At 62.8% G+C, this 12,381-nt stretch carries 13 protein-coding genes; 7 read left to right on the top strand and 6 right to left on the bottom strand.

What is annotated here, in order from left to right; translation table 11 throughout:
- From B4E36_RS02805 to B4E36_RS02815, 3 genes are all read right to left on the bottom strand, one after another.
- Positions 1-365: transporter substrate-binding domain-containing protein (locus tag B4E36_RS02805; RefSeq protein ID WP_345899950.1), on the bottom strand; the 365-nt coding region annotated here is incomplete at its 3' end.
- Between the two features lie 38 nt (positions 366-403).
- Positions 404-1,729, bottom strand: coding sequence for an amidase (locus B4E36_RS02810; RefSeq protein WP_345899951.1), 1,326 nt, complete (start codon positions 1,727-1,729; stop codon positions 404-406).
- A gap of 294 nt (positions 1,730-2,023) precedes the next feature.
- Entirely contained in the window at positions 2,024-2,917 is an 894-nt protein-coding gene (locus tag B4E36_RS02815) for a LysR family transcriptional regulator (protein WP_345899952.1), read from the bottom strand.
- A 101-nt stretch (positions 2,918-3,018) separates the two neighbouring features.
- Between B4E36_RS02815 and B4E36_RS02820 the strand changes: the two genes are divergently transcribed.
- A complete protein-coding gene (locus B4E36_RS02820; protein ID WP_292058798.1) occupies positions 3,019-3,831 on the top strand; it encodes an SDR family NAD(P)-dependent oxidoreductase in 813 nt (270 codons plus the stop codon).
- A gap of 131 nt (positions 3,832-3,962) precedes the next feature.
- Here B4E36_RS02820 and B4E36_RS02825 read toward each other — a convergent pair whose 3' ends face one another.
- Positions 3,963-4,406, bottom strand: coding sequence for a winged helix-turn-helix transcriptional regulator (locus B4E36_RS02825; RefSeq protein WP_018064123.1), 444 nt, complete (start codon positions 4,404-4,406; stop codon positions 3,963-3,965).
- Between the two features lie 117 nt (positions 4,407-4,523).
- Here B4E36_RS02825 and B4E36_RS02830 point away from each other — a divergent pair, with 117 nt between their 5' ends.
- The 6 genes from B4E36_RS02830 to B4E36_RS02855 all read left to right on the top strand — a co-directional run bounded on the left by B4E36_RS02830 (position 4,524) and on the right by B4E36_RS02855 (position 10,954).
- Positions 4,524-5,435, top strand: coding sequence for an NmrA/HSCARG family protein (locus B4E36_RS02830; RefSeq protein WP_292058797.1), 912 nt, complete (start codon positions 4,524-4,526; stop codon positions 5,433-5,435).
- A gap of 178 nt (positions 5,436-5,613) precedes the next feature.
- On the top strand, positions 5,614-6,762 hold the full coding sequence (locus B4E36_RS02835) for an ROK family transcriptional regulator (protein ID WP_292058795.1): 1,149 nt from the start codon (positions 5,614-5,616) through the stop codon (positions 6,760-6,762).
- A 21-nt stretch (positions 6,763-6,783) separates the two neighbouring features.
- The gene (locus tag B4E36_RS02840; protein ID WP_292058793.1) at positions 6,784-7,590 is read left to right on the top strand and encodes an ABC transporter permease; all 807 of its coding nucleotides are present in this window, start codon (positions 6,784-6,786) and stop codon (positions 7,588-7,590) included.
- Positions 7,583-8,365 carry an ABC transporter ATP-binding protein gene (locus B4E36_RS02845; RefSeq protein ID WP_292058791.1) on the top strand — a complete coding sequence of 261 codons (783 nt, stop codon included), beginning with the start codon at positions 7,583-7,585 and terminating at the stop codon, positions 8,363-8,365. The genes B4E36_RS02840 and B4E36_RS02845 overlap by 8 nt, the downstream gene beginning before the upstream one ends.
- A 19-nt stretch (positions 8,366-8,384) precedes the next feature.
- Entirely contained in the window at positions 8,385-9,341 is a 957-nt protein-coding gene (locus B4E36_RS02850; RefSeq protein WP_414673714.1) for an aliphatic sulfonate ABC transporter substrate-binding protein, read from the top strand.
- A 59-nt stretch (positions 9,342-9,400) separates the two neighbouring features.
- Positions 9,401-10,954: a sulfatase family protein gene (locus tag B4E36_RS02855; RefSeq protein ID WP_292058789.1), complete on the top strand. Its 1,554-nt coding sequence runs from the start codon at positions 9,401-9,403 to the stop codon at positions 10,952-10,954.
- Positions 10,955-11,028: 74 nt separating this feature from the next.
- On the opposite strand, the gene B4E36_RS02860 is transcribed toward B4E36_RS02855, so the two are convergent.
- Together B4E36_RS02860 and B4E36_RS02865 are read right to left on the bottom strand one after the other, a co-directional pair.
- A complete protein-coding gene (locus B4E36_RS02860; RefSeq protein WP_292058787.1) occupies positions 11,029-11,805 on the bottom strand; it encodes an L-iditol 2-dehydrogenase in 777 nt (258 codons plus the stop codon).
- On the bottom strand, positions 11,802-12,381 hold a 580-nt coding region (locus B4E36_RS02865), incomplete at its 5' end, for an ABC transporter ATP-binding protein (protein ID WP_345899953.1). The genes B4E36_RS02865 and B4E36_RS02860, both read right to left, overlap by 4 nt.

Raw genomic sequence — 12,381 nt, forward strand, 5'->3', positions numbered from 1 at the left:
GGATCGGCCTTGGCGCCGACCAGCACATTCGGCGAGAAGTAATACTTGTCGGTGAAGTCGATGACCTTCATGCGCTCGTCAGTGATCGACATCGAGCTCCAGATGACGTCGAACTTGTTTTCCAGAAGCGCCGGAATGATGCCGTCCCACGGAACGTCGACGATCACGCATTCGGCGTCCATCTCCGCGCAGACGGCGTCCATCAGGTCGATTTCCCAACCTTCCCAGACGCCGGCGGCATTCTTGACCGAGAATGGCGGATAGGGCTCGGCGGCGACGCCGAAGCGGATGACCTCGTCAGCGGCAGAGGCGACGGGCGCTGCGGCAAGGCTTGCGGTTATGATGGCGAGTGATGCGATCTTCATGCTTATTCCCCTTTTTTTGGTATGGTGAAGAACGAAAGTCAGTCCGTCTCCTTCGGACCGAGGGCGTTGGCCACCGCGAACAGGCGATTTTCTGAAAGCGGCGGCGTGGAGAGCTGGATCGCGGCGGGAAGGTCGCCCGCGATCGGAAGCGGCACGGCAAGCGCCGGCACCCCGAAAAAATTGGCCCAGCGGCGGAACGTGCCGCCCGCCGGGCCATAGGGGACATGATCGCTGCCAACCATGGTTGTTTCATCGAGCAGTCGCGGCGCAAGTCCGGGGGCCACCGGCGCCGCCAGCACATCGACGGATCGCAGGAGCCTCAAAAACGCGCCCTGTGTTTCAGCCCGGAAGGCGAGGGCGGCGTGGTAGGCAGGACCGTCGATCGCCAGCCCCGTTTCCACGAAGGCATGGACGGCCTCGCCGACGCTCTCCGGCTTGGCGGCAATGAGGTCGCCGTACTGGGTTGCAAATTCGTAAGCGAGGATGGCGAGCCCGGCCTTCGCGACCTGTTCTGCCTGCGGGAAGCTCAGCGTGGTGATCCTTGCGCCTTTATTGCGCGCGTCGCGAAGCCAGGCGTCATGGGCCTCATCCACCGCCGCATCCAGCGGCGCGGCATGAAGGTCGGGACAGAGCCCGATCGTGATTCCGGATGGTGAAATCCGTTCACGCTCCGGCGCAGCGCGGCCCGTCATCGCAAAGTGGACAAGGCGCGCCAGTTCGAGCGATTTTGCGATCGGGCCGACCGTATCGAAGCTCGGCGCTGTTGGCAGAATGCCGGTCGTGTCGATGGTTCCATTGGTTGGCTTGAGGCCATAAAGCCCGGTTGCCGCCGCCGTCGAGCGGTTCGAGCCGCCGGTGTCGGTGCCAAGCGCCGCCTCGCAGAAGCCCGCCGCAACGGCCGCAGCCGAGCCGCTGCTGGTCCCGCCCGTTCCCCGGTCTTCCGCAAGTGGATTGACGACCGTGCCGAACCATGGATTGGCGTGCCCGCCGGCGGTCAACTCGTGCAGATTGGTCTTGCCGATGATGATCGCGCCCTGTTCGCGCAGCGCGCTGACGACAGGCGCATCCTCGCTTGCGATCCGGCCTTCGAACAGGCGCGAGCCGCCTGTCGTCGGCCAGCCGCTGACATCGATGACGTCCTTGACCGCGATCGGTACGCCATGAAGCGGGCCGCGCGAACGACCCGTGGCAAGCTCCGCCTCCAGCCGATGCGCTTCCCGCAATGCCGCATCGGCATCGAGGAAGATCATCGCCCGGATCATGTCGTTTCTCTCGGCGATCCGCTCCAGACAGGCTGAAACGCGCGCGATCGGCGTCAGTTCGCTCGTATGGCTTCCGGCTATCGTCTGCAGGTCGGCGGTCAAGACAGTTCGGCTCTTTTGAGAATTAACGACACACAAAAGCTATCAGTTGCCTTCGAAGCATCATAATTCCGGAGGCAACGTGGTTGATCACCAATAGTTATGAAACCGATTTGAGCAAAATCCGGGCCTTGCTGGTCCCTGAATATTGACGGGTTCACTGGATCGGATTGGACGCCGCGTTTCCATCGGTCTGCTCCGCGAGCGTTCCCCGAGGGTGCCCATCGAAGGGACGGCGGGGATAAAAGGACAGCAAGATCATCGCCATTGAGAACTGACGCTGACCCTTTCAAGCCCTCATGCAGCCCTTTCTGCGCGCAGCGCTTCCTTGAAGAGTTCGAAAGCGGTCGTGCCGCGCCGATCGGGGTAATAGAGGTGGTAGCCGGAAAACGGCTCGCACCACGGCTCCAGCAGGCGGGGAAGCCGGCCATCGACAATCGGCGCCGCCACCAGATCTTCCAGGATGTAGAGGATGCCGAAACCCTCGAGAGCGGCGGCGACCAGCAGGTCCGCATCGTTGAAGACCGGCCCGCGGCCTGGTTTGACCGTCACCGCGCGGCCGTCGCGCTCGAATGACCAGGGCGACAGGTTGCCGTGCGCGTCGGCGTAGGCGATGCAGCGATGGGCGGTGAGATCGGCCGGCTCCGTCGGCGGCGGATGATCGCGCAGATAGCCGGGAGCGGCCACCACCGCCACGCGCAGCGGAGGCCCGACCGTGAGCGCGATCATGTCCTTCTCCAGTCGCTCGCCGAGCCGGATGCCCGCATCGTAGCGGCCCGCCACGACATCGGTCATGCCGTCCTCCACGCTCACATCCACTTCGATGCCCGGATAGCGGCGCATGAAGGCGGGGAGCATCGGCCACAGCACCGTGTCCGCGGCGTGTTTGCCCGTCGTGATCCGGACCGTGCCGATTGCTGTCCCGCGTGCATGGGATAGCGCCTCGATCTCGGCGTCCAGCCCCGCCAAGGCCGGCGATAGTGTGGCGAGCAGGCGCTCGCCGGCGGCGGTGGGGGCGACACTGCGCGTCGTGCGGGTGAGCAGGCGAAAGCCGAGTTGGCCCTCCAGCCGCTTCATGGTCTGGCTCAACGCCGATTGGGTGACGCCGAGCCGCCGCGCGGCGCGGGTGAAGCTGCGGTCGGAGGCAATCGCCGCGAAGATGGCGAGGTCGCCGAACTGATCCGGACGCATTGATGATTCCTGCTACTGGGGCCTATTACTCATTAGGCGGTTATACTGATCCATTAGCATAGCTACATAGTTGGCAACTGCACAAGAGCAAGGAGACGACTATGACGAAGGTTTGGCTGGTGACCGGGGCGAGCCGGGGACTTGGACACGAGATCGCGCGCGCGGCGCTCGATGCGGGCGAAACGGTGGTGGCGACGGCGCGCTCCGCCGACGCGGTGCGCGAGGCCTTCGGGGACCACGATCGCCTGCACGCCCGCGCGCTTGATATCACCGATGCCGAGGCCGCCAATGCGGTGGCCGCCGAGATCGCCCAGCGGTTCGGGACGATCGACGTGCTGGTCAACAATGCCGGCTATGCCGAGTTGGGTTTCTTCGAGACCTTCACGGATGAAGCGGTGCGGCGGCAGTTCGAGGTCAACCTGTTCGGCACGATGAACGTCGCGCGCGCGGTCGCGCCTCACATGCGCGCGCGCCGCGCGGGCCTGGTCGTCACCATATCGTCGGTCAGCGGACTGGTCTCCAATGCCGGCGGCGCGGTCTATTCGGCCTCGAAATTCGCGGTCGAGGGATGGATGGAGGGCTTTGCGCAGGAACTGGCCCCGTTGGGCGTCCGCTCGCTGCTGGTCGAGCCGGGCATGCTGCGCACCGACTTCATGGACGGCAAGTCTGCAAGTTTCGGCAGCATCGACATTCCGGACTATGCCGAGGCGATCGCGCAGTATCGCGCGTTTGTCGACGGCGCGAATGGCAACCAGCCGGGCGATCCGAAACTGCTCGCGGCGCGGATCGTGGCGCTTGCCGCGCAGGACGATGCGCCGGCGCGGTTCGTGTTCGGCGACGACGCCCGGCAGTGGGCCGGCGTAAAGGTCGATCAGTTGCGGCACGAGATCGCCCTGTCGGCCGATCACGACTGATGCGATAGTCCAGTGCGCCGGCAGGCGAGTGGTTGGGAGCCGGACTGGCACCGATATTCTGCATCTTGCTCAATCCATGCGCGCCAGCCCAAGCCATCAATGCGGGCACGAACAGGTCTGGGATCTCCCCGTCAGAGAGAGATTTTGCTTTTGCTCCCGTCGCCCGATCGTTCGAATTCAGCCTCGTCGAAAGCACGGCGCGAGGTCTCGATGTCCTGCCAGGTATCCCTGATCCAGCCCGTAAAGGCGGCCAGGGGTCCGAGCATGGACCTGCCACGGGCCGTCAGTTCATATTCCACGCGCGGCGGCACTTCGGCATGATAGTAGCGCGCCACAAGGCCGTCGCGTTCGAGATTGCGAAGAGTGAGCGTGAGCATCCTTTGCGAAATATCCGGAATGCCGCGCTTGATCGCTCCGAACCGCATGGGAGCATCCGGTGACAGGGCGAGCATGGACACCACCAGAATAGTCCATTTGTCGCCGAGACGCGCCAGCACGCTGCCCGGGGCGCATGGCGTCAGAACAGGCCCTCGCGCGGTTTCGATTACCGGGCGGCCATTGATTTCACGCTGCACGTGGGGACTCCTTCAATGGTTATGTCGATGTAACCCACGATCAAAAATGTGCCGTCTTGCGCTGATTTTCAATCAGTTTCAAATGATAACCATCATTAATTACAGATGGTAACCAAAATGGGTCACACGGCGGAATTTCTCGTATTCGGAGCGACCGGGCAGCAAGGCGGGGCTGTTGCGCGCGCGCTGAAAGCCAAGGGGAGGGAGGTCAAGGCCTTCGTGCGTGATCCCGACAGCGCCAGATCGAAGGCTTTGTCTGCCGCAGGCATCTCGCTGGCAGTCGGCGATCTGTTTGACCCAGCATCGATTGACCGTGCGATGGCAGGGGTCAAGGGTGTGTTCAGCGTTCAGACCAGTTCGCCGTCAGGCGAGGTAACCGATGCCCAGGAGGTCCTGCAGGGCAAGGGGATTGCAGACAGCGCCGTCCGGCAAGGGGGCCGACATCTCGTTTATTCATCGAGTGGAGCATCGGGCAAGGGCCTGACGGGAATGGGGCATTTCGACAGCAAATCGGAAATCGAAGCTTATGTGCAGAGCCTCCCCATGATGACCACGATCACGCGCCCGGTAAGCTTCATGGAAATGCTGTTGTTGCCCGGTATGGGACTTCCTCAAGGCGAATTCACCTTCTTGATGCGGCCGAAGCAATCCATGCAGATGATCGCGCTTGCCGATCTGGGAAGGATGAACGCTCAGATCCTGATGTCGCCGGAGCGCTATGCGGGCAAGGCCATCGAACTGGCGAGCGCGAATGTGACGGGTCGGGACCTGGAGACCGCGTTCACGCACGCCGTCGGCCGCCCGATCGCCTACAAGCGCTTTCCCGACGAACTGCTTGCGAATAACCCTTTCCTCAAACGCCTGACCGAACTCCTGGATAGTGGTTTGCTCGCCGGGGCCGCGGATATTCCCCTTCTCGAACAGGAGTTCGACCATCTTACTTCGCTCGGCGCGTGGCTGGACGGTCCTGGCAAACCACTCTTTGAGGCGGCGCTCAATCATGTTGAAACCGAGGTGGCGCTTCGTTAGTCCGTTTCATTGCCACATCTGCCGGTCACAATCCCGGGACGCTCACCACCCAAGGGCATCGACGGTGTCGCGGCCCTGTCACGTCATTTCAAGCCATTGCTCTCCGCCATCGTGTCGCCAGTTGACAGCCGTCATCTTTTAATTTTACTAAGTAAGGAAATTAAATACGGGAGGCACCGTGAGGAGCGGAAGCGGGGAGATACTGACCAGGTTGCGAGACCAAGGCGCGATGTCGCGCGCCGAACTGTCGCGCGTGACCGGCATTTCGTCTGCAGGCGTCACGAAAATCATGACGCAGATGATCCGCGAAGGTCTGGTGCGCGAGTGCGATCCCTCGGGCGCGTTCAGCATCGGGCGGCCCGCAACAACCGTGGAAATCTGTCCCGAGGCTCGCCATGTTCTCGGCATTCATCTGGGAGCAGGGCAGGTCCATATCGCGCTGTCGGATGCGGCGCTCAATCTTTCCCACACGCGAAGCATCACTTACGATCTGACGGAACCCGTCGAAGATTTGATCGCACGCGTTTCGGATCTCGCCCGCAACGTCCTTCGCGACGGCGCCCTTCCTTTCAACCAGATCCTCGGGATCGGGGTCGGCGTTCCCGGTGGCGTTGATCCGGCCCGACGCGTCAATACGCATTCCGTGCTGACGGGATGGAAAGGAATCGCCTTTGCGGAGGCGTTCGAGCAGTCGCTCGGCCTTCCGGTCGTGCTGGAGCATAACGCCACGGCCATGGCGATGGCCGAGGCATGCTACGGTGCGGGCCGGGCCGCGGAAAGCATTCTCTATCTTCTGCTTGGCAAAGGCATTGGCGGCGGTTTCGTGCAGACCGGAGCCGCCGAGCGGCGAAGCGTCGTCGAGATCGGCCACATCGTCGTGGAACCGGGCGGACGGCCATGCCGATGCGGCGGGCGCGGCTGTCTCGAACGGTTCTTCTCGGAGGAGCCGCTCAGCGCGCTTGTCGGTGATCCCGATCTGCCCCGGTCGAAATTGGTCGCAGCCGCCATGGAGCGCCCGGAATGGCCGCAGCTTTACGAATATCTGCTTCAGGCCATGTCCACGACCGTCACTCTTTTCGGTCCCGAGCGGGTCGTGCTGGGCGGCGATTTCAACGGCGCGCCCGAGCGGTTCTTCGCGGATCTGAGACGGGACCTGCCGCCGCGGGTGATGCCGCAGCAGCGGCTGAAGCTTGCGATCGAACGCACGAGCCTCGACGAGCCGGTCGGCGTGCAGGGCGCGGCCGGCGTCGCGCTTGAACAATTTCTTTATTCAAACGGCCCCTTGGCCGCCGCGCGGATGTCTTACCGGCAATCTGCGCGCGTCTAAGGTCGGCCACGGGAGGAACGCATGAGCGTCGCAAAAGACCTCGACAATGCCGAACCGCGCCGGGACGTCGTGTTCCGATCGCCGAAACTTCTCTGGGGGATTGTGTCCTTTGCCTGCGGCATCGGGCTGTGGTGGCTTGCCACGGCCTCCGGCGTCTCGGTGCTGCCAACGCCCCTGACGGTTTTCCAGCGCATGATCGAGCTCGCCATTTCCGGCCAGCTGTGGCTCGACATGTTCGCTTCCCTCCGCCGCGTGCTGATCGGGTTTCTCATTGGTTCGCTGATTGCGGTGCCCGTGGGCTTTCTCATGGGGTGGTACAAGATTGCCCGCGCGGTCATCGATCCGTGGATCCAGTTCTTCCGCGTCATCCCGCCGCTTGCCATCATTCCGCTTGCGATCGTCACGCTCGGCATCGATGAAAAGCCGAAGATCTTCGTGATCTTTCTCGCCGCCTTCCTGTCCTCCGTGGTGTCGACCTATCAGGGCGTCATCAGCGTGGACCGGACCTATATCAATGCCGCGCGGGTGCTTGGCGCCGGCGACCGCGTGATCTTCACCCGGATCATCATTCCCGCATCCACCCCGTTCATTCTGGTGGGCTTTCGCATCGGTCTCGGCTCGGCCTGGGCGACCGTGGTTGCCGCGGAACTGATCGCCGCGCAATCCGGCCTCGGCTTCCGCATGCAACAGGCGCAGCTTTACTACGATCTGCCGACGATCTTCGTCAGCCTTATCGCCATCGGCATTCTCGGCCTGATCATGGACCGCATTGTCGTGCGTGCCGAAGAGCGCCTGACCCACTGGCAGGAAAGAATCCATCATGACTGATCAAAACCCCAAGATCGCGTTTCGCAATGTGAGCAAGTCCTTCGGTGAAGGCGACAAGTCGTTTGTGGCGCTCAGGGACCTGACGCTGGATATCGCCGATGGGGAGATCGTCACCGTTGTCGGGCCGTCGGGTTGCGGCAAGTCGACGGCGATGAACATCGTGGCGGGGCTCACAGGCGTGACCTCGGGCGAATGCCTGGTCAATGGCAAGGCGGTCAACGGCCCCGGTCCCGATCGCGGCGTCATCTTCCAGCAATACGCGCTCTTTCCCTGGCTGACCGTGATCAAGAATGTCGAGTTCGGCCTCAAGCTGCAGGGCATGGGTCGGGAACAGCGCCGCGAGCGCGCGCTGCATTACCTCGATCTCGTCGGGCTCAAGGATTTCGCCGAGGCCTATCCCAAGACGCTGTCCGGCGGCATGAAGCAGCGTTGCGCCATTGCCAGGGCCTATGCCGTCAATCCCAGCGTGTTGCTGATGGATGAACCCTTTGGCGCGCTCGATGCGCTGACGCGGGTCAAGCTGCAGGACCAGTTGCTCGACACCTGGTCCAAGGACAGGCGGACCGTCATGTTCATCACCCATGATGTCGACGAGGCCGTCTACATCGCCCACCGCGTTATCGTTCTTGCGGCCCGCCCCGGGCGCCTGCAGGAAATCATCAATGTCGACCTGCCGTTTCCGCGTAACGAGGAAATCCGGCTGTCGCCTGAATTCACAGAGATCAGAAACAATGTCTGGCGGGCGGTCTATGACCGGTCCCAACAGGCGGCATGAGCAAAACGGAGGAAAAATCATGCTGAAGAAACTGGTACTCATGGCCGCGGTTGCCGCGGCTGCCCTGTCCGGCCCGGCCAGCGCCGAGGAACTCGACAAGATCCGGATGGGCTATATCGCCGATTATTTCGGAACGAGCGTTGCGGCCATCGCCACCGAAGAGGATCTCTGGGCCAAGCACGGCCTTGAGGCGGACCTCAAGGTCTTCACCAATGGCCCGATCCAGGTCCAGGCGCTCAATGCCGGCTCGCTCGATTTCGCCTATATCGGTCCCGGCGCGCTCTGGCTGCCGGCGAGCGGACAGGCCAAGGTCATCGCCGTCAACGCGCTCGGCTATACCGACCGCGTGATCGCCCAGCCGGGCATCGACAGCATTGCCGATCTGAAGGGCAAGAAGGTCGGCGTGCCGGAAGGCACGTCCGGCGACATGCTGCTGCGTCTGGCGCTCGAAAAGGCGGGGATGACGCTCGACGATATCGACGTGATCCCGATGGATCCGTCGACCGTGGTGACCGCCTTCGCATCGGGGCAGATTGACGCCGCCGGCATCTGGTATCCCTTTGTCGACGTGGTCAAGAAGCGCGTTCCGGACCTCAAGGAGCTGAGCTCCAACGAGGACTTCTTCCCCGATATCGCGTTCCCGTCGAGCTTCATCGTCAGCGATGCCAAGGCCGGCGATGAAGACGTCATCAAGAAGGTGGATGCGGTCATCAAGGACGCCATCGACTTCCGCCGCGAGAACCCGGAAAAGTCGGTTGAGATCACCGCCGCATTCCTGAACGTGCCGGCCGAGCCGCTGCTGGTGGAATCCAAGCTCGCCAAGCTGCCCTCAAGCGAGGAACTGGTGGAACTGACCCGCGACGGGAAGGTCGACAACTGGTTCGATACACTTGCCGGGCTCTATGCCGATTTCGGCAAGATCGAAAACCCGCTTCCGGCTTCGGAATTCTATCTGGGCAAGCTTTACGCCGAATAAGTCTTACCACGGGGCGGCCCGTGCCGGCCGCCCCGTTTCTTCACGCATCAGGAGCCGAAATGTCCCGCCCCAATATAATCTTCATCATGTCCGACGATCATGCCTCGCGCGCCATTTCGGCCTATGGCGCGGGTATCAACAACACGCCGAACCTCGACCGTCTGGCCAATGAAGGCGTGCGCCATGATGCGACCTATGTGACCAATTCGATCTGCACGCCGTCCCGTGCCGCGATCCTGACCGGAACGCATAACCACGTAAACGGCGTGACGACGCTTTCGACCCATATCGACAACCGCCTGCCCAATGTCGCCAAGGCGCTGAAAGCCGGCGGATACGCGACCGCGATCTTCGGCAAATGGCATCTCGGCGAAGGCCCGGCGCATGAACCGACGGGTTTCGACGAATGGGCGGTCGTGCCGGGGCAGGGCGACTACTGGGATCCGGGCTTTCATTTTCCCGATGGCTACCGCCGTGTGCCGGGCTATGCGACCGACATCATCACTGACATGTCCGTTGACTTCATCGAGCGCCACAAGGACGAGCCCTTCTTCCTGATGTGCCACCACAAGGCGCCGCACCGCAACTGGCAGTATCATCCGCGCTACAGGGATATCCACGAACCGGGCAGCATTCCGCTTCCGCCGACCTTCGAGGACACCTATGAAAACCGCGCCGCGGCGGCCGCCGCCGCAAAGATGCGCATCAAGTCCGACATGCTTTATGAGGACCTCGGCCTCGTCCAGCCGGAAGGCGGTGCCGCGATCGCCGGCGAACTGATGGTCGAGGGCTGGCCGGCGCGCAAGATCCCCGAACTGAAGGACGGCGAGACGATCTCGGTGATTTGCGCGGAGACCGGAAAGACCTTCACCTTCGACGATCCGAAGGCCTTCGCGGAATTCAAGTACCAGCGCTACATGTCGCGTTATCTGCGCACCGTCCAGGCGATCGACGACGGCGTCGGGCGCATGCTCGATAAGCTCGATGAACTGGGGCTCGCCGAGAACACGATCGTGATCTACACCTCCGACCAGGGCTTCTTCCTCGGCGAGCACGGCTGGTTCGACAAGCGCTTCATGTATGAGGAAAGCTATCAGATGCCGTTCCTGTGCCGCTATCCGGCGGAGATCGCCGCCGGCCGCACATCCAGCGACATCGCCTGCAATGTCGATTTCGCCCCGACCTTCCTCGACTGGGCGGGCGTGGCCAAGCCGAGCTACATGCAGGGCACCTCGATGCGGGCGATGCTGCGCGGCGAGACGCCCGAGGATTGGGACCAGCTCGCCTATCACCGCTACTGGATGCACAATGACGAAATCCACGAGGCCTGGGCGCATTACGGCGTGCGCGATCAGCGCTACAAGCTGATCTACTGGTACAACAAGGCGCTGGGGCAGGACGGCGCGCGCGAAAACGATGCGCCGCCGGAATGGGAATTGTTCGACTGCGACAAGGACCCGATGGAGCTCTTCAACGTCGCGAACGACCCCGCCTATGGCGAAATCTTCAAGACGATGCTCGAAAAGCTCGACGCCAAACAGGCCGATATCGGCGACGTGCCGGAGCATGACAGCGCCGAGGTCCTGGCAAGCCTGTCGGCAAAGTCCGGGTGAGACCGTCTCGGGCGCGGCGGCAGTGCCGGCAAAAAGCCGGCACGCATCGGCATGCCTTCAGCGCCGCTGGCGGCTCAGCTCATCCACTGGCCGCCGTCGACATTGTATGTCTGGGCGAGAATATAATCGGCCTCCGCGGAGGCCAGGAAGACGGCCATGCCCGAGAGGTCTTCTGGCTTCGCATAGCGTCCGGCGGGAACGCCGGCCTCGACCTCGGCCTTCTTCTGCCCGAGTTCCTTGCCCTCGAGCTTGGCGAAAAGGGAATCGACATGCTTCCAGTGGTCGCCCTCCACCACGCCGGGGGCAATCGCGTTGACATTGATGCCGTGGCGGATGAGGTTAAGCCCGGCCGATTGCGTCAGCGAGATCACCGCGGCCTTGGTCGAGCAGTAGACAGCGACGAGGCTTTCCCCGCGCCGCCCGGCCTGGGACGCCATGTTGATGATCTTGCCGCCATGGCCCTGGCGGATCATCTGCCGGGCTGCGGCCTGGAGCGTGAACAGGGTTCCCGCGACGTTGACGGCGTATAGCCGTTCATAGCTTTCCCGGGTGATATCAACGATGTTATCGGCATCGAAAAGGGCGGCGTTGTTGATCAGGATGTCGAGCTTGCCCGCCCGCGCGACCACGGTTTCGATGGCGCGGTCGATGCTATCCTGACGCGTCACGTCGAGTTCGACGGCATAGGCCGCATCGCCGATCCCGGCGGCCGTGCGCTCGGCGGCTTCGAGGTTGATATCCGCGATCGCGACCCGAGCGCCCTCGCGCACATAGGCCTCGGCAAAGCCCTTGCCGATGCCGCGCGCCGCACCCGTGATCAGGGCCGATTTTCCCGCCAGTCTCTGTGTCACAACCTTGCTCCCTTTTCATCGAAGCGATGGATCTTGCCCGCTTCGGGCGTCATATAAACCGTGTCGCCATGGTGAAGACCGATCTCGCCGGTGGCCCGGATGGTGATCGAGCTGGCAATGCCCGTGCCATGGACGTGGAAAAACGTATCGGAGCCGAGATGCTCGGCAACGCCGATCACGCCGCGCCAAGCGCCCTCGCTCGCCGAGACGGCGATGTGTTCGGGACGGATGCCGATGGCGTGGGCGCCATGCTTTCCGGCTTCCGCGCCCTCGATGATGTTCATCTTTGGCGAGCCGATGAACTCGGCGACGAACCGGTTGGCCGGGGTGTTGTAAAGCGTCAGCGGGGTGCCCACCTGCTCGATATTACCGCGCTGGAGGACGACGATCCTGTCGGCCATGGTCATCGCCTCGACCTGGTCATGGGTTACATAGATCATTGTCGTTTTCAGCCGCTCATGCAGCTCGGAGATCTCGAGCCTCATATTGACGCGCAACGCCGCGTCGAGGTTCGACAGCGGCTCGTCGAACAGGAAGCATTCCGGGTTGCGCACGATCGCGCGGCCGATCGCCACG

The sequence above is a fragment of the Martelella sp. UBA3392 genome, assembly GCF_002358775.1.
Lineage (GTDB): Bacteria > Pseudomonadota > Alphaproteobacteria > Rhizobiales > Rhizobiaceae > Martelella > Martelella mediterranea.